At 74.7% G+C, this 23,788-nt stretch carries 23 protein-coding genes and 1 pseudogene; 10 read left to right on the top strand and 14 right to left on the bottom strand.

Going from position 1 to position 23,788, the window contains the following annotated elements; translation table 11 throughout:
- Window positions 1-5: 5 nt before the first annotated feature.
- Window positions 6-848: an NAD(P)H-binding protein gene (locus ACIA8O_RS02280; RefSeq protein ID WP_396292106.1), complete on the bottom strand. Its 843-nt coding sequence runs from the start codon at window positions 846-848 to the stop codon at window positions 6-8.
- 146 nt (window positions 849-994) lie between these two features.
- Between ACIA8O_RS02280 and ACIA8O_RS02285 the strand changes: the two genes are divergently transcribed.
- Both ACIA8O_RS02285 and ACIA8O_RS02290 read left to right on the top strand, forming a co-directional pair.
- On the top strand, window positions 995-1,936 hold the full coding sequence (locus tag ACIA8O_RS02285; RefSeq protein WP_396291604.1) for a helix-turn-helix transcriptional regulator: 942 nt from the start codon (window positions 995-997) through the stop codon (window positions 1,934-1,936).
- Between the two features lie 51 nt (window positions 1,937-1,987).
- A complete protein-coding gene (locus ACIA8O_RS02290; RefSeq protein ID WP_396291605.1) occupies window positions 1,988-2,872 on the top strand; it encodes a hypothetical protein in 885 nt (294 codons plus the stop codon).
- Here the strand turns inward: ACIA8O_RS02290 and ACIA8O_RS02295 are convergent.
- From ACIA8O_RS02295 to ACIA8O_RS02310, 4 genes and pseudogenes are all read right to left on the bottom strand, one after another.
- Window positions 2,861-4,486 carry a translation initiation factor 2 gene (locus ACIA8O_RS02295; RefSeq protein ID WP_396291606.1) on the bottom strand — a complete coding sequence of 542 codons (1,626 nt, stop codon included), beginning with the start codon at window positions 4,484-4,486 and terminating at the stop codon, window positions 2,861-2,863. The genes ACIA8O_RS02290 and ACIA8O_RS02295 overlap by 12 nt on opposite strands.
- Window positions 4,487-4,737: 251 nt before the next feature.
- A complete protein-coding gene (locus tag ACIA8O_RS02300) occupies window positions 4,738-5,913 on the bottom strand; it encodes an alpha/beta hydrolase (protein WP_396291607.1) in 1,176 nt (391 codons plus the stop codon).
- A 163-nt stretch (window positions 5,914-6,076) separates the two neighbouring features.
- Window positions 6,077-7,156 (bottom strand): annotated as a pseudogene (locus ACIA8O_RS02305) (RNA polymerase sigma factor); the annotation flags it as partial.
- 259 nt (window positions 7,157-7,415) lie between these two features.
- Window positions 7,416-7,802: a hypothetical protein gene (locus ACIA8O_RS02310; RefSeq protein WP_396291608.1), complete on the bottom strand. Its 387-nt coding sequence runs from the start codon at window positions 7,800-7,802 to the stop codon at window positions 7,416-7,418.
- 126 nt (window positions 7,803-7,928) lie between these two features.
- Between ACIA8O_RS02310 and ACIA8O_RS02315 the strand changes: the two genes are divergently transcribed.
- Window positions 7,929-9,047 (top strand): CapA family protein, encoded by a 1,119-nt coding sequence (locus tag ACIA8O_RS02315; protein WP_396291609.1) that lies wholly within the window; start codon window positions 7,929-7,931, stop codon window positions 9,045-9,047.
- A gap of 9 nt (window positions 9,048-9,056) precedes the next feature.
- Here the strand turns inward: ACIA8O_RS02315 and ACIA8O_RS02320 are convergent, their stop codons facing one another.
- The 3 genes from ACIA8O_RS02320 to ACIA8O_RS02330 form a co-directional block, all read right to left on the bottom strand.
- Window positions 9,057-9,962: an ABC transporter substrate-binding protein gene (locus tag ACIA8O_RS02320; RefSeq protein WP_396291610.1), complete on the bottom strand. Its 906-nt coding sequence runs from the start codon at window positions 9,960-9,962 to the stop codon at window positions 9,057-9,059.
- A 256-nt stretch (window positions 9,963-10,218) separates the two neighbouring features.
- Window positions 10,219-10,653, bottom strand: coding sequence for a YchJ family protein (locus ACIA8O_RS02325; RefSeq protein ID WP_396291611.1), 435 nt, complete (start codon window positions 10,651-10,653; stop codon window positions 10,219-10,221).
- Window positions 10,654-10,726: 73 nt separating this feature from the next.
- On the bottom strand, window positions 10,727-11,101 hold the full coding sequence (locus ACIA8O_RS02330) for an RNA-binding S4 domain-containing protein (protein WP_396291612.1): 375 nt from the start codon (window positions 11,099-11,101) through the stop codon (window positions 10,727-10,729).
- A 112-nt stretch (window positions 11,102-11,213) separates the two neighbouring features.
- Between ACIA8O_RS02330 and ACIA8O_RS02335 the strand changes: the two genes are divergently transcribed.
- Together ACIA8O_RS02335 and trxA are read left to right on the top strand one after the other, a co-directional pair.
- Window positions 11,214-11,633 carry a MerR family transcriptional regulator gene (locus ACIA8O_RS02335; protein ID WP_396291613.1) on the top strand — a complete coding sequence of 140 codons (420 nt, stop codon included), beginning with the start codon at window positions 11,214-11,216 and terminating at the stop codon, window positions 11,631-11,633.
- 35 nt (window positions 11,634-11,668) lie between these two features.
- The gene (trxA, locus tag ACIA8O_RS02340) at window positions 11,669-11,995 is read left to right on the top strand and encodes a thioredoxin (RefSeq protein WP_345281460.1); all 327 of its coding nucleotides are present in this window, start codon (window positions 11,669-11,671) and stop codon (window positions 11,993-11,995) included.
- A 31-nt stretch (window positions 11,996-12,026) separates the two neighbouring features.
- Here the strand turns inward: trxA and ACIA8O_RS02345 are convergent, their stop codons facing one another.
- From ACIA8O_RS02345 to ACIA8O_RS02360, 4 genes are all read right to left on the bottom strand, one after another.
- Window positions 12,027-12,941: a DNA/RNA non-specific endonuclease gene (locus tag ACIA8O_RS02345; RefSeq protein ID WP_396291614.1), complete on the bottom strand. Its 915-nt coding sequence runs from the start codon at window positions 12,939-12,941 to the stop codon at window positions 12,027-12,029.
- Between the two features lie 435 nt (window positions 12,942-13,376).
- Window positions 13,377-14,924 (bottom strand): 4Fe-4S binding protein, encoded by a 1,548-nt coding sequence (locus ACIA8O_RS02350; RefSeq protein ID WP_396291615.1) that lies wholly within the window; start codon window positions 14,922-14,924, stop codon window positions 13,377-13,379.
- A 66-nt stretch (window positions 14,925-14,990) separates the two neighbouring features.
- On the bottom strand, window positions 14,991-15,926 hold the full coding sequence (locus ACIA8O_RS02355) for a diiron oxygenase (protein WP_396291616.1): 936 nt from the start codon (window positions 15,924-15,926) through the stop codon (window positions 14,991-14,993).
- Between the two features lie 162 nt (window positions 15,927-16,088).
- Complete coding sequence (locus ACIA8O_RS02360; RefSeq protein WP_396291617.1) at window positions 16,089-16,592, bottom strand: MarR family winged helix-turn-helix transcriptional regulator; 504 nt, start codon at window positions 16,590-16,592, stop codon at window positions 16,089-16,091.
- Window positions 16,593-16,653: 61 nt separating this feature from the next.
- Here ACIA8O_RS02360 and ACIA8O_RS02365 point away from each other — a divergent pair, with 61 nt between their 5' ends.
- The 3 genes from ACIA8O_RS02365 to ACIA8O_RS02375 are packed head-to-tail and all read left to right on the top strand — an operon-like array spanning window position 16,654 to window position 18,895.
- Window positions 16,654-17,376 carry a hypothetical protein gene (locus ACIA8O_RS02365; protein WP_396291618.1) on the top strand — a complete coding sequence of 241 codons (723 nt, stop codon included), beginning with the start codon at window positions 16,654-16,656 and terminating at the stop codon, window positions 17,374-17,376.
- Window positions 17,373-18,260 (top strand): SGNH/GDSL hydrolase family protein, encoded by an 888-nt coding sequence (locus ACIA8O_RS02370; RefSeq protein ID WP_396291619.1) that lies wholly within the window; start codon window positions 17,373-17,375, stop codon window positions 18,258-18,260. The genes ACIA8O_RS02365 and ACIA8O_RS02370 overlap by 4 nt, the downstream gene beginning before the upstream one ends.
- Complete coding sequence (locus ACIA8O_RS02375) at window positions 18,257-18,895, top strand: NAD(P)-dependent oxidoreductase (protein ID WP_396291620.1); 639 nt, start codon at window positions 18,257-18,259, stop codon at window positions 18,893-18,895. Before ACIA8O_RS02370 ends, ACIA8O_RS02375 begins: the two co-directional genes overlap by 4 nt.
- Before the next feature lie 18 nt (window positions 18,896-18,913).
- On the opposite strand, the gene ACIA8O_RS02380 is transcribed toward ACIA8O_RS02375, so the two are convergent.
- Complete coding sequence (locus ACIA8O_RS02380) at window positions 18,914-19,321, bottom strand: hypothetical protein (RefSeq protein WP_396291621.1); 408 nt, start codon at window positions 19,319-19,321, stop codon at window positions 18,914-18,916.
- Between the two features lie 61 nt (window positions 19,322-19,382).
- Window positions 19,383-19,691 carry a hypothetical protein gene (locus ACIA8O_RS02385; protein WP_396291622.1) on the bottom strand — a complete coding sequence of 103 codons (309 nt, stop codon included), beginning with the start codon at window positions 19,689-19,691 and terminating at the stop codon, window positions 19,383-19,385.
- A gap of 153 nt (window positions 19,692-19,844) precedes the next feature.
- Here ACIA8O_RS02385 and ACIA8O_RS02390 point away from each other — a divergent pair, with 153 nt between their 5' ends.
- Window positions 19,845-20,411, top strand: a complete 567-nt coding sequence (locus ACIA8O_RS02390; RefSeq protein WP_396291623.1) for a DUF4291 domain-containing protein — start codon at window positions 19,845-19,847, stop codon at window positions 20,409-20,411.
- Window positions 20,412-20,733: 322 nt separating this feature from the next.
- Window positions 20,734-23,646 carry a hypothetical protein gene (locus tag ACIA8O_RS02395; RefSeq protein ID WP_396291624.1) on the top strand — a complete coding sequence of 971 codons (2,913 nt, stop codon included), beginning with the start codon at window positions 20,734-20,736 and terminating at the stop codon, window positions 23,644-23,646.
- Window positions 23,647-23,788 lie beyond the last annotated feature (142 nt).

Here is a 23,788-nt window from a genome sequence, read left to right on the forward strand (position 1 = left end):
GGTGATCAGCGGAAGGCCGGGGCGTGCCGCCGGGCCCAGTCGGCGAAGGAGCGCGGGGCGCGGCCGAGCACCGTCTCCACGTCCGTGCCGGTCCGCAGCTCCTCGGCGGTGGGCTCGCCGAGGATGTCGAGGGTGCCCTCCACCACCACCTCCGGGAGGAAGCGGGAGAGGTGCTCGCGGGCCTCGGCCCGGCTCAGCCCCACGAAGCGGACCGGCTCGCCGATCGCCGCGCCCAGTGCCTCGGCCTGCTCGCGCGGCGACACCCGTGCGGGGCCGGTCAGTTGGTAGGTGCGCCCGGCGTGGGTGCCCTCCCGGTCACGGAGCACCGCCGCCGCCACGGCGGCGATGTCCGCCGGGTCGACCAGCGGCAGGCCGACCTCGCCGAACGGGGCCGCCACCGTCCGGTGGGCCTTCACCGACTCCAGCCAGAGGTAGGCGTTGGAGGCGAAGCCGCCCGGGCGCAGCACGGTCCACTCCAGACCCGAGCCCCGCAGCGCCGCCTCGAAGGCCCGCAGGCCGTCGTGCGAGACCAGGCCCGGCCGGGTGCCCGCCGCCTGCGAGGACTGGAGCACCACCCGCCGCACGCCCGCCGCCTTCGCCACCCCGAGCACCGCCTCCGGGTCCAGCTCCGCCCCCGAACCCGCGACCAGCAGGTGGAGCGCCTCGGCGCCCGCCAACACCGGTTCCAGGGTGGCCGGTTCGGCCAGATCGGCCACCCGGTGGAGCACCCCCGCCGGGAGCCCGCCGGCCGCGTTCCGGGACACCGCCGTCACCCGCTCCCCGGCCTCGGCCAGGGCCTGCACCAGCGGCCGGCCGACGTTCCCGGTGGCTCCGGTCACCACGATCATCTTCTGCTCCACTCCCGTCACTGCCCCGTCCGTCCGGGGCGATGGGAACAGCCTCGCCGTCAAAGTGGCCACCTTCTGGCCAGTTCTGACGGAGCGGTGGAGAACCCTCTCCGGGCGGGCGCGCGGAGCGAGCAGAATGACGGCCCATGAGAGCCGATCGACTGGTGGCCGCCCTGCTCCTGCTGCAGCGGCGCGGCCGCGTCACCGTGGCCGAGGTGGCCGCCGAGCTGGAGACCTCCGAACGGACCGCCCGGCGCGACCTGGAGGCGCTGGCCGCCTCCGGCGTGCCGCTGTACTCCCAGCGCGGCCGGGGCGGCGGCTGGACCCTGGTCGGCGGGGCCCGCACCACCCTCAACGGGCTGACCACCGACGAGATCCGCTCGCTCTTCCTGACCGCCGGGCCCGCCGCCTCCTCGCCCGAGGCCCGCACCCTGCTGCGCAAGCTGGTCCAGGCCCTGCCCGCACCCCAGCGGGCCGGGGCCGAGGCGGCCGCCCGGGGCGGAGTGGCCGACCCGACCGACTGGTCCCGGGCACCGGTCACCGCCGCCGAACCGCACCTGGAGGTGCTCCAACGGGCCGTCGTGGAGGGCGAGCAGGTCCGCCTCGGCTACGCCGCCCCGGGGCGGCCGGAGCGCGAGCGCACCGTCCACCCGCTCGGCCTGGCCACCAAGGCGGGCGTCGGCTACCTGGTCGCGGCCACCGCCGACGGCCTGCGCTCCTACCGCCTCAGCCGGGTCACCGGCGCCGCCCCGACCGGCGAACCGGTCGACCGCCCGGCCGGCTTCGACCTGGCCGCGGCCTGGCGGGAGCTCGCCGCGCGGATGGAGGAACGCCTGCACGCCGCCACCGTCCTGGTGCGCGCCGAGCCCGGCACCGAGGCCCTGCTGCACCGCCTGGGCGCCGGCCGGGTCCGGCTGCTGCGCGAACTCCCGGACGGGTGGCGGGAGCTGGAGATCGACGGCCCGGGCCCCGAGGTCGTCGCGGCCCGGCTGGCCGGGTTCGGTGCCCGGATCGAGATCCTGGCGCCACCGCGGGCCAGGGCCGAACTGGCCCGGATCGGGGCGGAACTGACAGCCCGCTACGGTTGAGACGTACGGGAACGTACGAGAACGGACGAGAACGGACGAGGGAGCGGCGCAGTGATCGAGGTGGACCGGCACGGGGCGTTCGGGGTGAACTCCGTGGGCCTGGAGCGGGTGCCGTTCCCGTTGACCTTCAGCGTCCGGGAGGTCGAGGGGAGTTGGGAGGTGACGGCCGCCGCCGCGCAGGGGAGCGAGCTGCTGGACCTGCTGCTGCGCTCCTCGCGGGAGGAGGTGGTGGTGGCCAACCTGGCGACCAACAGCTTCATGGACGAGGACTACCGGTCCTGGACCCCCTCGGAGATCGCCGCCGACCAGGGCGCGGCCTGCCGGGTGCACCCGATCGGCGACTGGGCCGCCGGTGCGATCGAGCTGGGCGAGGAGCTGCTGGTCCTCGACCGGTCCGTCATGCCCCGTTTCCTGGACGGCAGTTGGTCCCCCTACGAGCTGACCCTGGTGGACGTGGAGCCGGGGCTCGGCGCCGGGCAGCTGGATGAGCTGGCCCTGGCGATCGGCACCGCCCGGGCGCGGGAGCCGATGCTCCCGCGGCTGCCCGGGTCGCGCCTGTACTTCTCCGGGCACGACGACTGCTACGTGCTGGTGGAGACCAGGGACGCGGACCTCCCGGCCCTGCTGTTCGGCCGCCTGCTGGCACTGATGGCCGGCTCCGCGCTGCACGGCGTGCGCGGGACGCCGCCCGGCCCCGACGGCCCGACGGTGGGCGTCCCGGAGCCGGACAGGGCACTGGCGGAGCGGCTGATCGGGCGGAACCCGCACTGGATCGGCACGGTGACGCAGGCCTCCGAGGACGGGGTGCACATCGCCCTGGGGGCCCTGGAGCGGAGCTGGCGGCTCGGGGAGCGGCCGGAGCGCACCGACTGCACGGCCGTGCTCGACCTGGGCACGGGGGCCTGGCGGCTGGCCGACGGGGAGTCAGCCGGCTGAGGGCGCGGCCGGTTCGACGGTGGCGGTGTGCTGCCGCCCGCCGAGTTCGACGCGGACCGCCGGGGGTACCGGGTGACCGGTCGTCAGCAGGTGGTGCAGGGCCGAGGCGGCGAGCAGCGGGTCGGCGTCGGCACGGAGCGTGGTGGTGAGCGACTCGCCGGTGCGCAGCCGGAGCAGGCAGCGGTGCCGGTCCAGGACGACGGCCGCGATCCGGCAGGCGGGGTAGCGGGCCAGGGTGCGGTCGAGCCAGTCCGGGCCGAGGGCGGGGTCGTGGATGGAGAGCACGGCGGCGCCCTGGGCCAGCCGGCCGGCCTCGGGGGCGAGTTCGGCCAGCCGGTGGCGGTGGGCGGAGTCCTCCTGGGGATGGAGCCCGGACAGGCGGGACGGGCGGCGCTCCAGCCGGACCAGGGCGGGCTTGCCCTCCGTCGCGGGCTCCACCAGGGCGGTGCGGACCGTGAGCTGACGGACGGGCGCGGTGTCGAGCCGGGGGAGCGGGACGGGCTCGGCGGGCGGGGTGTCCGCGGGCGGGGTGAGGCCGAGCCGGAGGTGGACCAGCTCGGCGAGCAGGGCGAGGGAGGAGCCCTCGGCGGCGAAGGCCCCGGGCGGCAGCACGGCCGGGGAGAGCTCGCCGGAGAGCTGCGGGAGGAGCGGGGAGGAGAGGTCCAGCTGCGGTGCGGTGGCGATGAGCCCGGCCATCGGCGAGTCCGGGTCGACCTCGCCGCCGCCGTCCGCGCCGTCGGTGGCCAGCAGCACCGGAAGCCCGGCCGCCGCCGCGTACAGCGCCACCGAACCGTGGTCCCCGATCAGCACCCCGGCGGCCGCCAGTGCCGCCCGCCACCCCTCGTGCGGCGGCACCCGGATCAGCCCGGCGGCCAGGGCGCCCGCCTGCCGCAGCCGCAGTGCGAAGGCGCCGTGCTCGGCCCACTCGTTCGGGTGCAGCACCAGCGCGACCCGGTACTCGTCCACCGGCAGCTCGGCCAGCAGACGGGTGAGCAGCTCGGGGTGACGGCGGCTCAGCGAGGCGGGACCCCAGGTCGAGGAGACCACGACCAGCCGCTGCCCCGCCCGCAGCCCGAAGGCGCGGCGGTACTCCTCCCGCCACTCCAGACTGGCCCGCAGCCGGTCGTGGCACGGGTCCCCGACCACGGTGGCCCGCTCGGCGGCGGGCGGGCAGGCGCGGGCCAGCCGGTCCAGCTGGGCCGGGTGCGCGAGGCCGATCGCGGCCGGGACCACCTCGCCGTCGTGCAGCAACTGCTCGGGAGAGAGGCCGGACGGGGAGGCGGCCCCGCCGGTGCCCAGGCGCTTGTTGAAGCCGGCGCCGTGCGGGACGAGGAGGAGCGGGGAGCGGAGGCGGTGCAGCTCGCCGTTGGCGCTGGCGCCGAGCGCGAGGCCGTAGCGGCGGTGGACGGCCTCGTGCCACGGGGTGACGCGGATGTGGTGACGGTCCAGCAGTTCGGGGAGGCCGTCGTCGTAGGCGGAGCCGGGGGCGATGGTCCAGTGGAGGCGGACGCGGTGGTCGTCGGCGAAGAGGGGGACGATGTCGAGCAGGCGGTTCAGCGTCGTCGCGGTGCGGATGACCAGCAGCACGCTCGGCTCGCCGGCCGGCTCCGCCACCGCATCCCCCGTGCTCCGTACCTCACCCCGCGCCGGGCCCCGCGCCGCGCCCCCGTTCACGCCGGCACCCGCGAGCACCGGACGGCGACCGCGGAGCGCGGGACGCGACGGCTCCCGGCTCCCGGCTCCCGGCTCCCGGCTCCCGGCATGGTACCGCTCCGTTCGTCGAAATCGCAGGTCAAAGGCGTCGTGGAGGCCGACCGGCCGCAGTGGCCGGTCGGCAGGTACGACCCCGAGACGATACCCCGCGGTCAGCTCCCGTTCCGGCTCCACTGGTGGATCACTTCCGGGTACCGCCCCGACGGGGCGTCGAGCAGCCCGCCGCCGCGTCCGAGCAGGAAGCGCTCGAAGAAGGCCGCGACGTACGCGCGGACCACCTCGGTGCCGCGCCGTGCCGCGACGGTGCCGAGGAAGGCCTCGTAGGTCGCCGCGTCCCAGGCCTGGTCGAGCCGCCCCGGCCGGGCCAGGTGCGGGATGTCGGTGGCGGTCAGGTGCCCGGCTCCGACGATCCGCAGTTGGCGGCCCCAGGCGTGGTGGTGCTCCCGGAAGAGGCGCCAGGTGTCGTGGTCCTCCAGGGAGTTGAGGAGCAGGAAGGGCCGGTCGAGTCCGGTCTGCGGGACGGTCGAGCCGAAGAGCCCGCCGTCCAGGTCGAGCCCCGCCGCGAACCGGCGGTCCTGCCGCATCGCCTCGGCGGCCGCCGCCCCGCCCAGGGAGTGGCCGAGCACGCCCACCGGCCGCCCGGCCGTCCCGGGCAGCAGCCGGGCCAGCCGCTCCGCGACGAAGCGCAGGTCCGCCGCCCGGGCCGCGACCTCCTTGCGGTCCTGGGCGTCCCAGTCCTCGGGTTCGGCGGGCAGGTTGCCCAGCACCAGCCGTCCGTCCGGGAACTCGACCGCCGCCGCGTCGTAGGTGTGGTCCACGGTAGCCACCACGAAGCCGCGCGAGGCCAGCTCCTCGGCCAGTGCGGTGGCCCCGGCCCGGACACCGGTCCGTCCGGGGCTGAACAGCAGCAGCGGGCCGGCGGCCGGTGCCCCGTCCGGGCTGCCGGTCACGGCGTGGCCGCGCAGCCGTCCGACCAGGCCGGCGGGCAGTCCGAGCCCGGCCTCGACCGCCGCCGCCACCCGGGGCGAGGTGTACGGGGCCGCCGGGCGGCCGTCCACCGCCCTTGTGGGGTACCAGAGTTGGACCATCAGCTCGCGCGGTGCGGGCACCGGGGCGAACGGGTCCCGGCGCTGACGGTCGATCAGATGGACGGCCCGGGTGGCGACTTGCCGGTGTCCGGTCGGCGCCGGGAGCCGGACGGCGCGCGGGCCCTCGGGGTTCGGGGCCTCGGCGTTCGGGTCGGCCGCGTGCGCGGTGGCCGCGGGGGTGGCGAGGAGGGCGGCGGCGCCGCCTCCCGCGATGGTCAGGACGGTGCGACGGGCTATCACGACTGCCTCCGTGGGGGTGGGAGTTCAGCGAACGGCACGGCGCGCACGAGGAATTGGTCTGTACCTCTGCGCGTCGCTGCCCGCACTGTAGCGAACCGCCGCCGCACACGCCGAGGGCCCGGGCGGTGGTCGCACCGCGCCGGGCCCTCCGGAGGTCAGGGGCTCAGTCCAGGTAGTCGCGCAGGACCTGGGAGCGCGACGGGTGGCGCAGCTTCGACATGGTCTTGGACTCGATCTGGCGGATGCGCTCGCGCGTCACGCCGTAGACCTTGCCGATCTCGTCCAGGGTCTTCGGCTGACCGTCCGTCAGGCCGAAGCGCATCGACACCACGCCCGCCTCGCGCTCCGCCAGGGTGTCGAGCACCGAGTGCAGCTGCTCCTGGAGGAGGGTGAAGGAGACCGCGTCGGCCGGGACGACCGCCTCGGAGTCCTCGATCAGGTCACCGAACTCGCTGTCGCCCTCGTCGCCGAGCGGGGTGTGCAGCGAGATTGGCTCGCGGCCGTACTTCTGGACCTCGACCACCTTCTCCGGGGTCATGTCCAGCTCCCGGCCGAGCTCCTCCGGGGTGGGCTCGCGGCCCAGGTCCTGGAGCATCTGGCGCTGGACGCGGGCCAGCTTGTTGATGACCTCGACCATGTGCACCGGGATGCGGATGGTGCGGGCCTGGTCGGCCATCGCGCGGGTGATGGCCTGACGGATCCACCAGGTCGCGTAGGTCGAGAACTTGAAGCCCTTGGTGTAGTCGAACTTCTCGACCGCACGGATCAGACCGACGTTGCCCTCCTGGATCAGGTCCAGGAAGAGCATGCCGCGGCCGGTGTAGCGCTTGGCCAGCGAGACCACCAGGCGGAGGTTGGCCTCCAGCAGGTGGTTCTTGGCGCGGCGGCCGTCCTCCGCCAGCAGCTCCATCTCGCGGCGCAGCTGCGGGCTCATCGAGTCGTCGGTGTCGACCCGCTCCTCGGCGAACAGGCCGGCCTCGATCCGCTTGGCGAGCTCGACCTCCTGCTCGGCGTTGAGCAGCGGGACCTTGCCGATCTGCTTCAGGTAGTCCTTCACCGGGTCGGCCGTGGCGCCGGCCGTGGCCACCTGCTGGGCCGGGGCGTCGTCGTCGTCCCCGTCGGAGAGCACGAAGACCTCGGTCTCCTGCTCCTCGGGTTCGGCCGCCGCCCGGGCCCCGTTGTCCTCCCACTCGCCGTCGTCGGACGACGGTGCGGCCACCGGCACCTTGGCGGTGGCCCGCTTGACGGGACGCTTCTTCTCGGCGACGGAAACCCTGCTGGGCGAGCTGAGCGACACGAGGAGCCTCTCACAAGGGGAGTGGGACAGCGCGGGTACGGACTCGTCCCGCGCGACAACACCTCCCCTTTCATCGCGGCAGAAGTCGATCCGTTACGGATCTAATTACGTGACGTGGACCACGGTATTGCGCCCAATGGCCGAAAGCCGTTGCGCCCGACCGGGCGGATGTGCACCGGTTCGTCCCGGATCGGCGCGGCAGGCGTCAGCAGTACGTCTGGATGTAGAGGAGCACCCGGCCGTCCTCGTCGGTGAACTCGTACGCCTCGTAGCTCAGCATGCCGTCGGAGCCGTACAGGGGCTTGATCTCGAGCCAGGTCGGCAGGCGGTCGGCCTCCGGGAGGAAGGGGTGGTACCAGTGATTGCGGTCCTCGTCGTACTCGCCGTCGCTCATCGACATGGCGTGGGCGCTGACCGCCAGGCGCTTGGCGCGGCGGGGGTCGAGCGGTCCGCGGGCGAGCTGCCAGCGGCCGCCGTCGGCGTCGAGGAGGGTCCGCGCGCTGACCGGGCTGACGTAGGGGACGTAGTCGTAGGTCGGCGAGGGGGCCGGTTCCTCGATGGGCTCGCTCTGCTTCCGCTTCTTCTTCGACATCCGCGCAGTATGCCAGTCCGGCTTCCGGATCATGATCTTCCACATCTGTGAGGGAAATGTGTTCCAGGGGTGGGGACATGTCGTAGTCTCAGGTGCTCACGTATCGAACCCGGGGGGGATCTCGACATGCGCCGTGCCGTGTCCGCAGTCGCACTGGTGGCCGTTCTTGCCTTGGCCGCAGGCTGCTCCGAGGAGCCGCACCCGGCCGGCGGGGACCACGTGGAGCCCGGCCCCGGGAAGTCGTCCGCCGCGCCGCAGGCCTCCGGCGGGGCGGCCTCGCCGACGGGGGCGGCCGCGCCCGGGACGACGTTCACGGTGGCCTTCGCGGGGGACGTGCACTTCGAGGGGCGGACCGAGGCGCGGCTGAACGTCAAGGCGCCGGAGCAGGCGCTCGGGGCGATCTCCAAGAAGCTGGCCGACGCCGACCTCTCGGTGCTCAACCTGGAGACCGCGATCACCGAGCGCGGAGCGCCCGAGGCGAAGACGTACACCTTCCGCACCCCGGCCCGTTCGCTCAAGGTGCTCCAGGACTCGGGCGTGGACGTGGTCTCGCTCGCCAACAACCACGCCGTGGACTTCGGCCAGCCGGGCCTCACCGACACGCTGGCCGCCAAGGCCTCCTCGCCGATCCCCGTGGTCGGCTTCGGCAAGGACGCCACCGAGGCCTTCGCCCCGTACGTGGCGGAGATCAAGGGCGTGAAGGTCGCGGTGCTGGCGGCCAGCCAGGTCGACGAGGAGACCAACCGGAAGTGGCGGGCCGGGGCCGGCAAGGCCGGGATCGCCTCGGCGCTGGACGAGACCGCGCTGTTGAAGGCGGTGACGCAGGCCAAGGCGCAGGCGCCGGTGGTGCTGGTCTACCTGCACTGGGGCGAGGAGGGGAAGGCCTGCCCGACCGCCGCGCAGAGCTCCGTCGCCAAGAAGCTGTCCGCCGCCGGGGCCACCGCCGTGGTCGGCACCCACGCCCACACCATGCTGGGCTCGGGCATGCTCGGCTCCACCTACGTGGCGTACGGCTTCGGCAACTTCCTCTGGTACGGCACCTCCAGCTACGCCAACTCCAACGAGACCGGCGTGACCACCCTGACCCTCACCGCCGAGGGGAAGGTCACCGGGGAGGAGTTCACCCCGGCGCAGATCAGCGGGCAGGGCGTGCCGGTGCCGGAGACCGGGGCGCAGGCCGCCGCCTCGCTCAAGCGGCGCGACGGCCTGCGCGGCTGCACGGGCCTGGCCCCGGTCCACCGGTGAGGCGGGGCGTCAGCGGCCGCCGTTGACCACCGCGCTGGAGACGCCGCCGGCCGGGACGTTCCAGCGGGCCAGGATCCGGTCGTACTCGCCGTTGCGGATCAGCTGGTCGAGCACCTTCGCCAGCACGTCGCGCAGCGCGCCGGAGTCCTTGGCGAGGGTGATCCCGTACGGGCTGGTCTGGAACTGACCGCCCGTCACCTGGAAGCGGCCCCTGCCCTGGCCGTCCCGGGTGTTGTACTCGGCCACCGGGTAGTCGTTGAGGTCGGCGACCGCCCGGCCCGCGGCCACCTCGGCCAGGGCCTGCTGGTCGCTGTCCATCCGGCGGATGGTCAGCGGCTTGCCGGTCTTGGCGCAGGCGGCGGTCTGCCGCTGGGCGATCTCGTCCTGGACGGTGCCGCGCTGGAGCGCGACGGTCTGGCCGCAGAGGTCGTCCAGCGAGCCGATCCCGGCGGGGTTGCCCTGCCGGACCAGGATCGAGGTGCCGGTGACGAAGTAGTCGACGAAGTCGACCCCGGAGTCGGCGGTGCGGCCCTGGTCGTCCAGGCCCTGCTGGCGCTGGCGGGTGTCCAGCACCGCCGACATCGCCAGGTCCACCCGGCGCTCGCGGACGGCCGGGAGCACCTGCTCGAACGGCATGTCGGTGAACTCCGCCCGCAGCCCCAGCCGGGCGGCGAGGGCGCGGGCCAGGTCCACGTCCAGGCCGGCCGGGGTGCCGTCCGGCTGCTTGAAGTCGACGGGCGGGTAGTTGAGGTCGGAGGCGATCCGCAGGACGCCCGCATCCCTTATGGCGCGCGGGAGTTGGGAGCGGAGGGTGCCGGCGGACCCGGGGTCCTCGGTGGTGGAACTGGCGCAGGCGGCCAGCGTCAGGCAGCCCAGGACCGCGAGGGTGCGGCCGGGCACGGTGCAGACGTGCATGGCGAGGGTGCTTCCTGAGGGAGGGAAGTGCGGAGGGGGAGCCGCCGCCGTCGGGCTGCCGGGGTTGTGCAGCCTGCCAGGGTGCGGGCCTCGCCGTGCCCCTGATACCGCCGCTGTGTGAGCGGCCGGCCGGTCGGCGCAAAGGCCCGCCGTACGGGGCGGGACCGTCATCCTCGCACCCCGCGCCGGGCCGGGTGCCACCACCCCCTGCCCCGGCCCTCCGGCCCCGGTCCGACCCCGGCCCTCCGCCCCGGGGCTACTGGGCGTCGAGGTAGACCCAGGCGCCGTCCTCGCGGACGAAGCGGCTGTGCTCGCGCATCGAACCCTCCTCGCCGCCGTCGCGGTAGTGCGCCCGGAAGGTGACGGTGCCCTCGGTGTGGAAGGCCCCGCCCTCGGTGGTGGCCAGCACCTCCAGCCGCTCCCAGACCAGGCCGGGGTCGAAGTCCAGCGAGCCCGGGCGGGTGGCGGCGGCCCAGCTGCGCAGCAGGTACGGCGCGTCGTGCACGGCGAAGGCGCTGTAGCGCGAGCGCATCAGCTGCTCGGCGGTGGCGGCGGCCTTCTCGCCCCGGTGCAGCGGCGCGCAGCACTCGCCGTACGCGGCCTCCCGCCCGCACGGGCAGGGGGCGGTGTCGGCGAGGGCCGGGGCGGTGGCGGGGCGGGGTGCGGGCGCGGGCTTGCGGCGTCGGGACATCGCACCATTGTCGCCCACGCCACCGGGCCCGCCGCGCCGGTGGGGACGTTGCCCGCGCCGGTGGGGCCGGTGGTCAGAGCCCGCGCAGGCGCTCCAGGTCGCGGCGGTCGCGCTTGGTCGGCCGGCCGGTGCCGCGGTCGCGGATGCCGAGTGCGGCGGCCGCGTCGCGCGGCGGGGGAGGCGGGCTGTCGTCCCGGTAGCAGCCGACGGCGACCTCGGCGCCGACCCGCTTGCGGATCAGCTTGCGGACCGTCACGATCCGCTCGCGGCCGTCGTGGAAGAGCCGCACCACGTCGCCCTCGCGGACCACCTGGGCGGGCTTGGCCCGCTCGTCGTTGACCTTGACGTGCCCGGCCCGGCAGGCCGCGCCGGCCATGGAGCGGGTCTTGGTCAGCCGCACCGACCAGATCCAGCTGTCCACCCGTACGCTCTGCTCTTCCTCCGCCATGGCACCGACCCTACCCCCGGCCGGGCGCCGCGCCGCCGGATTTCCGTGGGCGGCGCACGGGAGCGGGGAAGGGGCTGGCCTTGACGTCGGGGGAAAGGTCTACCGTCGGGGCATGCGGATCGGAGAACTCGCGGCACGGGCCGACACCACCACGCGCACCCTGCGGTACTACGAGTCGCGTGGCCTGCTGCCCGCGCGCCGGAGCGTCAACGGCTACCGCACGTACGACGAGGAGGACCTGCGGCTGCTGCGGCAGATCCGGATGCTCCAGGACTTCGGCTTCGAGCTGGAGGACACCCGCCCGTTCGTGGAGTGCCTGCGGGCCGGCCATCCGGCCGGGGACTCCTGCCCGGCCTCGCTCCAGGTCTACCGGGCCAAGCTGGCCGAGCTGGACGAATGCATCGCCCGGCTCCAGCAGGTCCGCGACCAGGTCGGGGCCCAACTCCTGCGCGCGGAGGAGGACATGGCGCGGCTCGCCGGTGCGGCGGACGGTGCCGAACCCTCCTGCGAGCTCGCCCCGCACCGTCCCTGACACCACCTCAACCCGCCCGAAGGAGGGCCCTTCCGATGAGTGCTCAGCTGACCTCCGTCACCGACGAGACCTTCGCCGCCGAGGTGCTCGCGGCCGACCTGCCGGTCCTGGTCAAGTTCACCGCCGACTGGTGCCCGCCCTGCCGGATGGTCGCCCCGGTGCTGGCGGAGATCGCCGCCGAGCGGGCGGGCACCCTGCGGGTGGTCCAGCTCGACGTGGACAGCAACCCGGAGACCCAGGCCGCGTACAGCGTGCTGTCGATGCCCACCATGATGGTCTTCCGCAACGGCGAGCCGGTGAAGTCGGTGGTCGGGGCCCGGGCCAAGGCGCGGCTGCTGCGCGAGCTGGACGACGTGCTCTGACGGCCCGGCCCGCCGGTCCGCCGACCGGCCGTCAGAACACGATCTGGTCCAGCTCGGAGAGCTCCGTCCAGCGGTGCTGCGGCGGGGCGCCCTCGGGCACCGGGCCGGGGCGGAGCCGGTCGGCCGCGGGCAGCGGTCCGAGGTCCAGCCCGGTGAGGGCGGCGATGTCGGACACCGGGGTCTGGAAGGTCCGGTACGCGCCGAGCGGGGGCACCGCCCCCGCCGCCTCGGCGGCGGCGAGGGCCGGGCCGGCCGTGGAGAGGTCCGGGCTCTGGTCCAACAGGTAGGCGGTGGAGGACAGTTCGCCCTCCTCGGTGAGGAAGGCGGTGACCTTCCAGAAGCTCAGCGGGATGCGCACGCCGCGGTAGGGCGGGTCGTCCGCCCGCAGCACCGGGCCGCTGAGCACCACCAGCCTGCGGTCGGAGTCGGCGGCGTGGTCCAGCAGGTAGCTCTCCAGGCCGAGCCAGAGCAGCTTGCCGCGGTTGAACTCCTCCGACTGCGGTGCGGCGTTGGTGAGGTAGAAGGTGTCGTCGTTGGCCTGGAGGGCCTCGGCCGCCCCGCCCCAGACCGGGTCCAGCCGGCGGACCAGGTGGCCCCGGTCGAGCGTGTTGTGCTCGTACACCGGGGCACCGGTCTGCTGGCCGGCCGGGATCCGGGGGTCGAACCGCCAGCGGTCGTCCTCCCTCGGCAGGTCGCGCAGCCGGTGGCCGTCGATCGCCACGGCGGTCGCGGCCGCCAGCCGCCGGTCCGGGCGGAAGACCACGGAGAAGTGGGTGTAGCGCAGCACCACCGTGCCGATGCCGGGGTCGACCGGCAGCGGCAGGGGTACCTCGGGGCCCAGGAAGCGCGGACGGTACCCCCGGCGGCCCGCCAGCTCCGCCGGCGTGGGGGCGGGGGCCGGCGCGGGGTCCTGACGGCCGTGCGGGGTGGGGGAGGTGGAGGTCATGGCGGCCCCGTACCTCCACCCGGCACCGGCCACACCTGCTGCCACCCGTTCGGCGCAGGGGTCGTCCGCCGTTCGCCTCCCGGGTGACCGGAGGTCAGGTGCCGTTGGGGCCTGCCTCGTTCGCGGCGCCGGGGCACGCATGTCGACGACGCGCGCCGACCCGGTGGGGCCGCACGGTGTCACGGCCGTCCCCGTGGAGGAGACGTCCGCCGGTGCCGGTCGGCCAGGGGCGGTCTCCTGGACGGGGCCGGGCGGGCGTCGTCGGGGCACGCACCTCGACGCCTTATCGTCGGCCGCCGATGCTCCCGCACTCCCCCCCGGTCTTCGGCCGGGAGGCGCCCCGTTCCCGGCGGCGCCGGGGCACGCACCCTGACGACGTCCGCCGGTCCGGTGGGGCCGCCGGTGTCACGGCCGTCCCCGTGCGGGAGGCAGTCCCTAGCGCCGGGCCCGGCGGCGGAGCAGGCGGCCGAAGTCGGTGCCGGTGCCCGAGGGGGAGGGGAGGGTGCGGGCGGCGGCGTCGTCCAGCAGGGCGGCGACGGTCTCCTGGGCGCAGCCGCGGTTGCTGCCGATGCCGCCGACGGGGCCGCGCTTGGCCCAGCCGACCACGTAGGTGCCGGGGAGGGGCCGGCCGGTGGCGGGGTCGGTGACCCGGCCCAGTTCGTTGGGGAGGGTGCCGGTGCGCTCGTCGTGCGGCAGGCCCGGGACGGGGGTGCCGTGGTGGCCGATGGAGCGGATCACCAGGCCGGCCGGGACGGTGGTGGCCGGGCCGTCGGGGGTGCCGGTGGCCCGCACCTCGATCCCCTCCACCCGCTGCCCACCGGTGAGGCCGACCGGGGTGGTGTGGAAGCGCAGGGTGATCCGGCGGGTGCCGGCGGGCGGCGGCGGGGCGTCGGCCGGGACGACCGGCAGGCCCGCGAGCAGCGCGGCCTTCTCGCCGGGCAGGGCCGCCGCGACGGTGGCCAGGGTGGCCGGGTCGTCCGTCAACACCACCTCCACGCCCGGGAGTTCGCGCAGCGCCAGGAACTCGGGCGCGGTCCAGGCGGCGTCCTCCGGGCCGCGGCGGGCCAGCAGGACCACCTCGCGCACCCGGCTGGAGCGCAGGGCGGCCAGCGCGTGGGCGGCGATCTCGGTACCGGCCAGGCCGTCCGGGTCCTGGAGCAGGACCCGGGTGATGTCCAGGGCGACGTTGCCGTTGCCGACGATGACGACGCGTTCGGCGTGCGGGGTGTGCGCGGCGTGCGCGGTGTGCTCGGCGGTGAGCGGGACGGCGTCGGCGGGGACGGCCGGGTCGCCGTTGTACCAGCCGACCACGGTGGTGGCGGACAGGCTGCCGGGCAGCTCCTCGCCCGGCAGGCCGAGGCGGCGGTCGCCCTCGGCGCCGGTCGCGTAGACCACCGCGTGGTGGTGGGCGGCGAGTTCGGCGTGCGAGAGGTGGCGGCCGATCTCGGTGGAGAGGTGCAGCCGCAGGCGGGGGTGGCGGTAGACCTGGGCGAAGTGGTCCGAGATCCGGCGGGTGGTGGTGTGGTCGGGGGCGACGCCGAGGCGGAGCAGGCCGCCGCTGACGCTCCGTCGGTCCAGCACGGTGAGCTGGGCGTCGGTGGAGCGCAGCAGTTCCTGGGCGGTGTACGAGGCGGCCGGGCCGGTGCCGACGATGGCGATCCGCAGCGGCTCGGCCCGGGCGGGCAGGCTGCGCGGGAAGGAGGGGGCGCCCCAGGCGTGGTCGGTGGGGTTCTCCTCGTAGTAACGGCGGTTCAGTTCGATGAACACCGTGTCGGGGCCGGTGAGTTCGTCGGTCGGCCGGATGGCCTCGACCGGGCAGGCGTCGGCGCAGGCACCGCAGTCGATGCACGCCTCGGGGTCGATGTAGAGCAGGTCCGTGCGGCCGAAGTCGGGCTCGTCGGGGGTGGGGTGGATGCAGTTGACGGGGCAGACCGCGACGCAGGTGGCGTCGTTGCAGCAGGAGCGGGTGATCGCGTAGGCCATGGCCGGGTGGGGTCCTCGGTGCTGGAAGGTGTGGGGGCGCGGGGACTCGGGGCGTGCGGCGCGGGATCAGAGCATGTCGACGCGGCGGTAGAGGGCCACGGCGCGGTCGGTGAGCAGGCCGTTGTCGGCGAGGAAGGCCATCAGGTGGGCGGAGCTGGTGCGCATCATGGCCTTGCGGTGCTGGTTGGCCCGGGCCTCGGCGATCGCGCGGGCCGGGTCCAGCCCGGCCGCCGCGTAGACGCCCTTGTTCACCATGCTGGAGACGATCACGAAGGCGGCCGTGGCGATTCCGCCCGCCGCCAGCCGGCGGCGCAACGGGCCCGCCCCGTACAGCCGTTCGCGGATCTCCTGGCGGGCGAACTTCATGTGGCGGGACTCCTCCACCACGTGGATCCGGGAGGTGCCGCGGACGATGTCGAGGACGTTCTCGCCGCGCATCCAGTCGCGCTGCATCACGTCCAGCACCTCCTCGGCGACCAGGATGCCGCCGTAGGCCATCTCGCCCCGGGCGGTGGCCTTGAACAGGCGCCCGGCCTCGGCGAGCACGCGCTTGGGCCGGTACGCGGGGGCGCCCATCTTCTCGCAGGCGCGGGCGAACATGATGGAGTGCCGGCACTCGTCGGCGATCTCGGTGAGGGCGAAGCGGAACTCGGCGTTGCCCGGGTTCTTGAGGTACTGGTCGCGCAGCACCATCTGCTGGAGGATCATCTCGAACCAGATGCCGGTGCTCATGATCGAGCAGACCTCGTGCCGGGTGAGGGTGACCCGCTGACGCTCGGTCATCTCGTCCCAGAGCCGGGTGCCGTAGAGGGTGCTCCACTCCGGGTTCAGCCCGTAGTGCTCCTCCGGCAGCGGCGCGTCCCAGTCGATCTCCACGGACGGGTCGTAGGAGAGCCGGGCCGAGGAGTCCAGCAGCCGCCGGTACACCTCCTCGCCGTCGGCGGGCTCCGGGTGGACCCGCTCCGTCTGCTCCGTCGTCCCTGCCGCACCGGTCCGGGCCATGGCTGCCTCCGTCGTACGCCCTCGCGGGCCCCGAGCCCGCTATTAGACGGAGAGTACAATAAGCGGGTCGCGACGAGAACCCCCACGGCAGGGTGAAGCCCGGGCGAAGCCAACTCGGCTTTCCCAGGGGATGGTTGGACGCCTGTTCGGGGTCGGCCCGGGTCAGCCCTTCGGGCGGGGGGCGGGCTTGGGCAGGGTGCGGTAGCCCGGGTGGACGCCCGGAGTGAGGCCCTGCTGGCCGGCGACCAGGGCGAGCAGCTCGGTGAGCTGGGCCCGTTGGGCGGGCGTGAGGGCGGCGAGCAGGTCCGCCTCGTGGGCGGTGGCCACCTCGCGGACGGCGTGCAGCGCCTGCAGCCCGACCGGGGAGAGGTGCAGCTCGTGGTGGCGGCGGTCCTCGGTGCTGCGCCGGCGCTCGACCAGCCCCTTCTTCTCCAGTCCGTCGATCAGTGCGACCACCCGGCTGGGGACCACGCCCAGCTCCTCGGCGAGCGCCCGCTGGCTGAGGCCGGGGCGGGTCGCGATCATCCGCAGCAGGCCCACGTCGGGCGGGTTGAGGCCCAGTTCGGCGGTCCGTTCGGCGAAGCGGGCGGCCGCGTGACCGCCGACCTGGGCGAGCAGGAAGGCGGGGCTGGCGGGGGCCGGGGGTGGTTGCCGGTGGGTGCTCACGGGGTTATCGTACTGCCCGGAAAACGATTCTCTGCTGTGAACTATTCACCTGGGGGAACTGATGTCCGTTCAGCACGAGACCCGCTCGGGTCCGGCGCCCTTGCGCCCGTCCGGACCCGAGGCCCGGGCCCAGGGCGGTCCGCCGCCCGGGATCCTGGCCGTGGTCTTCACCGCGCTCTTCGTCGCCGCCCTGGTCCTCGGCACCCTGCTCGCCGACGGCGCCACCTTCCCCTCCCCGTTCGGGGAGACGGACGCGCTGGTCGCCCACTTCCGCGACCACGGCCCGGCGGTCCGCGTGACGGGCGCCCTGCAACTCGCCGCCTCCGTCCCGCTCGCCGTCTACGCGGCCACGGTCTCCGCCCGCCTGCACCGCCTGGGGGTCCGCGCCCCCGGAGCGACCATCGCCCTGGCAGGCGGTGTCCTGGCCTCCGCCTTCCTGGCCTGCGCGGGTCTCACCCTCTGGGTGCTCTCCCGCCCCGAGGTCGCGGAGGCACCGGCGCTGCTCCGCGCCCTCCACTACGCGGCGTTCGCCGCCGGCGGCCCGGCCCACGTCGCGCCGCTCGGCCTGCTGGTGGCGGGGCTCGCCGTGCCGGGTCTGCTCGCCGGGCTGCTGCCGCGGTGGCTCGCGCTGGCCGGGCTGGTGATCGCGCTGCTCGCCGAACTCTCGGTGCTGGTCCTGCTCGCGGACGGCCTCGCGCCGGTGCTCCCGCTGGCCCGGTTCACGGCGCTGGCGTGGCTGGTCGCGGTCGGCTTCCTGCTGCCGAAGCGGCGGGTGCGGGCATGAGCGCGTCGACGGGGAAGGGAGCTGACGGAGCGGCACCCGACGGAGCGGCGGCCGACGGCGGGGGCCACCCGCCGGGTGCCGGGGCGCAGGTCGAGCGACTGGTGCGCTACCAGCGGCCCGAGCTGGCCCTCCCGTACCTGGGGAGGCCCGGCAACGCCGCGCTGGCCGCGCTGTTCGGGCTGGAGCCCGCCGACTACGAGGGGCTGCTCGCACGGTTCGAGGAGCGGGTACGGGACGCCGCCGCCGAGTTGACGGCCGATCCGGCCTTCGCGGAACGGGTGGCAGGCCTGCCCTTCCGGCCCGGGCAACGGGTGCTGGTGCTCGGCGAGAGCACCACCGCCGACCGGCTGTCCTGGTGCGAGATCCTGCGCCATCTCCTGCCCCCGGGAGTCGAGTTGGCCAACCTCGCGGTCTCCGGCCGCACCACCACCGAGGCACTCGGCCGGGCGCCGTGGCTCGGCGCGGCGGGCGCGCCGGACGCGCCGGACGCGGTGCTCTGCATGCTGGGCGCCAACGACCTGCGCCGCGGCGGCCCGGACGGAACCCGGCTGGTGAGCGAGGCGGAGACCGGCCGCAACCTGCGCGAGCTGCGCAACTCCCTGCCCCGGGTGCCCTGGTGGTGGATCACCCCGAGCGCGGTGGACGAGGAGCGGATCGCCGCCCACCCGCCGTTCCGCCGGGCCGGGATCACCTGGCGCTCCGAGGACGTCGCCTCCCTCGCCGGCCACCTGGCGAGCCGACCCGAACCGGCGATCGACGTCCGGCCCGCCACCGAAGGGCGGCAGGAGGAGGACGGTCTCCACCTCACCCCGGCCGGACAGCGGGCGGTCGCGGTGGCCGTGGTCGAGGCGCTGGCCGGTGCCGCGGGAGGGACGAAACGATGAAGCTGCTGATCGTCGGCGCCACTGGCGGGACGGGCGCCCAGGTCCTGGACCAGGCCCTGACGGCCGGTCACCAGGTCACCGTGCTGGCCCGCGACCCGTCCCGGCTGACCGCCGCCGTCACCGGGGCGGCTCGGGTGGTGACGGGCGACGTCCTGGACCCGGCCGACTGGCGGTCGGCGCCGGCCGGGCAGGACGCCGTGGTCTCCTGCCTGGGCGCCACCGACGGCCGCGGCCCCACCCGGGTGTACTCGCGGGGCACCGCGCACCTGGTCGCGGCGATGCGGGAGCACGGCGTGGCCCGCCTGCTCTGCCTCTCCTCGGCGGGGCTGGACCCGGAGCCGGACGTCCCGTGGTTCCAACGGCTCGTCATCCGGGCGGTGGTGCAACCGCGTTACCGCAACGCCTACGCCGACATGGCCGCGATGGAGGCCGCGCTGGCCGGCTCGGCCGTGGACTGGACCGTCGTGCGGGCGCCGATGCTCACCGACGGCCCGCTGACCGGCCGCTACCGGACGGCGGTCGGCACCCGCCTGCCCCGCCCGGGCCGGATCTCCCGGGCCGACCTCGCCCACTACCTGCTGACGGCCCTGGACGACCGGGCCACCCATCGGGCGGTGGTCGAGATCGGCTACTGACCCTCGGGAAAAGGGAGTTCAGGGACGGCCGGTCAGGGTGACGATCGAGGAGTCCCAGTCCGGGCCGTGGTCGACGACCGCCGAGAGCACCACGTCGGTGTGCCGGGTCCAGGAGTCCACCCGCTCCCGGACCTCCTGCTTGCAGGCCTTCTTGACGGTGTCACCGCCCAGGTAGGTGCCCAGGTGCATGTTGACGGCCTTCAGCTCCACGCAGCCCTTGGTGGCCTCCACGTAGCCGCGCAGCCGAAAGCCCCCGCTCTCCTTGGTGACGGTCAGCCGGGCGATGCCGCCCACCGAGCCGTCCCCGGCGTGGGCGTCCAGCGCGATGCTCTGCTGCGGCAGCAGGCCCCGGGGGCCGGTCGCGGAGGCCGCCGCGGGCAGCGCGGCGACGAGCACGGCGGTGACGAGAAGAACGGTCCTGCGCACGGGGACTCCCTGGCCGATCGGACGACGACGGTCCCTGCCCAACGCCCACCACCCCCACCGGTCACGGACGTTGGTCCACCCGGGGGACGTCGTGGGCGACGACGAGCCTCAACGGACCGACCCCGTCCCACGGTTCGACCTCCACCCAGACGCCGGCACCGTCCGCGGTGCGCAGCTCGAAGAACGGGTCGAGCTCCAGCAGCAATCCGAACTCCTCACGCTCGGCCGTGGAGAGCTCCGGCGCGAAGACGGCGCTGTGCCTGCGGCTCGTCCCGGTGGTGGAGCGCTCGACCCGCACCGGGAAGACGCCGAGGCACACCGAGGGATTCGCCCACCATTCCAGGGTCTCGGGGGTCGTGTGGTCGTCCATGCCGCGAGTATGCCAAGGCTGTTGGCCCGACGCCCTGCGGTTTTCCGGAGGCGCGGCCGTGGACCGAGGTACTCCGAGCCGTCGGCATGCGCCACGCGGAGCGTGCGGAAAACGGCTCGCCGAGTCGCCGGGCCGGGTGGCAGGGTGCGGCGCATGACGACCCAGTACCAGATCCGTGCCGACTACGACGCCCGCACGATCGTGGTCTACCAGGCGTACTCGCCGGCCATCGCCGACGCGGCGCTGCGGGCGGGCCGCTTCGTCGCGCCGTTCTCGTTCCACCGGATGACGTGGATCAAGCCGTCGTTCACCTGGCTGATGCACCGCAGCAACTGGGCCCGCAAGCCGGGGCAGGAGCGCATCCTCGCCGTGCGGATCACCCGGGAGGGCTGGGAGGAGGCCCTGTCCCGGGCCGTGCTGACGACCGCCGACCCGGCGGCCGTCGCCCGGGCGGAGGTCCACGTCCAGTGGGACCCGGAACGCTCGCCGCGCGGAGCCGCGCTGAACCACTACAGCATCCAGGTCGGCATCGGCCGCCACCTGATCCGCACGTTCACCGACGACTGGATCGTCGGTCTCACCGACCTCACCCCCCAGGTCCGCAAGGCCGCGGAACTGATCCAGAACGGGCACGCCGCCAAGGCACAACGGCTGTTCCCGGCGGAGCGCACCTACCCACTGCCCCGGACCTTGCAGGATGCCGTCTCCCCGGTCGGATGATGCGCCGGGAGGGTGACGCGGGGTCAGGAGAGCAGCCAGTCGGTCACCGCCTGCGCGGTGCCGCCGGCGAGGCCGCCGAGGACGGCGGCGGTCAGGACGAGCAGGACGTGACGGGTGAGGCGACGCATGTGAGTTCCCTTCCGGTTTCCGGTGCGTACGGGGTGTCGGTTGCCGACGGCACCATCGTCCGAGGCGGCGGGTACCGTGGAACCGGTTGCCGAACAGGTCCGGACGGTGGCTCGCGTCGGTGCAGGTCAGGGGTGTCGGCCGAGCTCGATCCGCGGCGATCTCCGGACGGGCCCGGTGGGTGGGGAGGGCGGTTGTGGACGAGCACGTTTTCGGGTGTCTGCTCCAGGAGGTCCGTCTGCGGGCCGGTCAGCCGACGTACCAGCAGTTGGCGGACCTGGGCGGGCCGGCGAAGTCGACATTGAGCCCGGTGCTGAACGGAAACCTCCGCCGGCCACCGGACCTCGACCTCGTGCGCGGATTCCTCCGCGCCTGCCGGAAGTTCGCGGAGCAGCGGGGGTACGTGCTCCCGAAGGAGCTCGACGACGAGCGCCTCTGGCGACGGCGGCTCACCCTGCTCACGGCGGTCCTGGAGGACCGGGAGCGGAGGCCCGTCCGGGCCGGGGCGACCTGGCTCACGCCGTGGGTGCGGAGCGACAAGGCGGAAGGCTCGCAACCGAGTTGGAGCCCGAGCGCCCTGCTCGCCGAGGGGAGCGGTCAGGTCCCCTTCGTCGGCCGGGCGGAGGCCCTGGGCCGGCTGGCCGAGTGGCGGGACACCCGGTCGGCCGGGTCCTGCGCGGTCCGGCTGTTGGTCGGGCCGGGAGGGCAGGGGAAGAGCCGCCTCGCCGGGCGCCTCGCGGAGTTGACCGCGGGGGACTGGTCGGTCTGGCGGGCCCGCTGGCGCCGACCGGGGCAGGAGGGGGCGACGGAACTGAGCACGGGGCCGCTGGGGCGCAGGGCGCTGGTCGTGGTCGACTACGCGGACCGCTGGCCGTACCACGACCTCGAAGGGCTGCTGGAGCGACTCGTCACCGCGAAGCAGGGGGTGCTCCGGGTCCTGCTCGTCGCACGGTCGGACGCCTTCTGGCACCGGCACGTCCACGACTTCCGCGAGCTCGGGTACTCGACGGACGAACCGGACCACCTCGCCGGGCTGCCGGTCGGTTCGGGGGAGCGGGCGGACATGTTCCGTGCCGCGCACGCCGCCTACGGCAAGGCACTCGGGGCGGGCGTCCCGTTGACCGTCAGTGCCCCGGCCCGGCTCACGGACGACCGGTTCGGGTCGGTGCTCGCGGTGCACATGGAGGCACTGGCCGCGGTCTACCGGCAGCTGAACGAGGACCAGGACGCCGGAACGGACGAAGCCGGGCTCTCCGCCTACCTGTTGGACCGCGAGCGGGCGCACTGGGAGAAGCTCCGGACCGCCGGTGCGGTCTCCGTCGACGCCGCCACCATGGCGCGCGCGGTCCTGGTGGCGACCTTGGTGCAGGGCGCGCTCCCCGACGAGGCCGTGGCGGCGTTGCTGGCGGCAGGGGTCGCGGGGTCGGAGCGGGAGGCCAGGGAGGTGCTCGGGGACCACGCCGTCGCGTACCCGCCCGAGGACGACTTCACCGAGCTGGCACCGCTGCGCCCGGACCGCTTGGGCGAGGACCTGGTCGCTCTCACCGTGCCGGGGCACGGTCGTCGCGGAGTTTCCGAGCGGGCCGCCGCGAACGTCTGTGCCAGGCTGCTGGCGCGCACCGGTGACGGGCCGGGGGCACCGGTGCCGGCCTGGGGGCGCGCCGTGCTGGAAGTGCTGACGGCCGCCGCGCTCCGTTGGAGGCATCTGGCGACCCGTCAGCTCGCTCCCCTGCTGGCGGCCGACCCGGAGGTCATGGGCGTGGCGGGCAGCACCGCACTGACCAACCTGGCGAGGCTGGCGGAGGTGGACTCCTCGGTGCGGCTGGCGGTGGCCAGGGCACTCTCCTCCGGCAGCGCGGAGACCGCTCCGGGGCGGGCGGACCTGGTGTGGAGCGTGCGCGACGAGATCCTGCACAGTGCGACCACGGTCCACGGACTCGCCGCCGAGCACGCCTGGATCGCCTGGCAGATGAGGGAGGGCGGGCGCGACGTGCAGGCCCTCGGCGAGATCGAGGAGTGCATCGCGCTGCTGCGCGGACTGGTGGCGGACGACCCCGCTGCGCTGCCACCCAGGTTCGAACTCGGCCAGGCCTTGGACCGCCGGGGTTTCCTGCTGGAGCGGATGGGACGTCGGCACGAGTCCGCGGCGGCGGCCCGCGAGGCGGTGGCGGTTCTGGACGCCCTCGCGGGGGAGGCGCCGACGGACGACGCGGTGAGGACCGTGCTCTGCCGGGCCCTGGCGAACCTGGCAGGTCGCGCGTGCCCGCCGGAGGAGCGCCTGGAGGCCGCGGACCGCGCGGTCGCGCTGGGCCGCGCGCTCACCGGTGACGACCCGGCGGCGCTGGGGGTGGAGCTGGCCGGCGGGCTGCAGAACCGGGCCGTCACACTGGCCGGGCTGTACCGGTCGGAGGAGGCCCTTCGTGACGTCCGGGAGGCGTTGGAGATCAGGTTCGAGCAGGCCCGGAGGGACCCCGTCGGCCACACCCGGTTCCTCGCGTCCGCGTTCGATGCGCTGGGGGGTGTGCTCAAGCGAGCGGGTGACTCGGCGGGTGCCCTGGACAGTTGGACGATGGCGGTGCACTACTGGAGGGAACTGCACACCCTCGACCCCCGGCGTGAGCACTCGGCGACGCTGGTGAGCACGCTGCACTACCTGGCGGTGAACTGCGGGACGCGGCAACGGCGACGGGCGCTGGAGTACGCCTCGGAAGCCGCCCGGCTCTGCCGGGGCCTGTACGAGTCCGAGCCGGAGTGGTACGCCCCGCTGTACGTGTACACGCTCGCACTGTCGGCCTTCGTCGACCACGAGAGCGCACGGGAGCACGTGGAGGCCGCGCTGGAGGTCCGTCGGCGGCACCCCGCACTGGAGGACGAGGGCTCCGCGCTGCTGTACGCGACCCTCCTGCGCTTTCTCGTCCGCGGGCGGCGGGCGGACGGAGACCGGGGCGGGGCGCTCGCCACCGCGGACGAACTGGTGCCGGTCGCAAGGGATCTGGCGAGGGTGGACCCCGCCGCACATCGCGACGGGTACCTCGCCGACCTGGCGCTGAGGGCCGAGCTGCTCACCGAGGCGGGGGATCCGGCCGGCTCGGGACGCGCCGGTCCTTGAAGGTGCTGCCCTCGGTGCGGAGGAGTTCGACGGGGGTGGGCAGGATCACGGTGGCCCTTCGGCTTTACCAGTTGGGAAAGTGGTAAGTCGAAGATGGCATAGACCACTTGGGTCGTCAGTACCCTTGCCGCACACGGACGGA

This window comes from Kitasatospora sp. NPDC051853 (genome assembly GCF_044452665.1).
In the GTDB taxonomy this organism is placed as follows: Bacteria; Actinomycetota; Actinomycetes; order Streptomycetales; family Streptomycetaceae; genus Kitasatospora.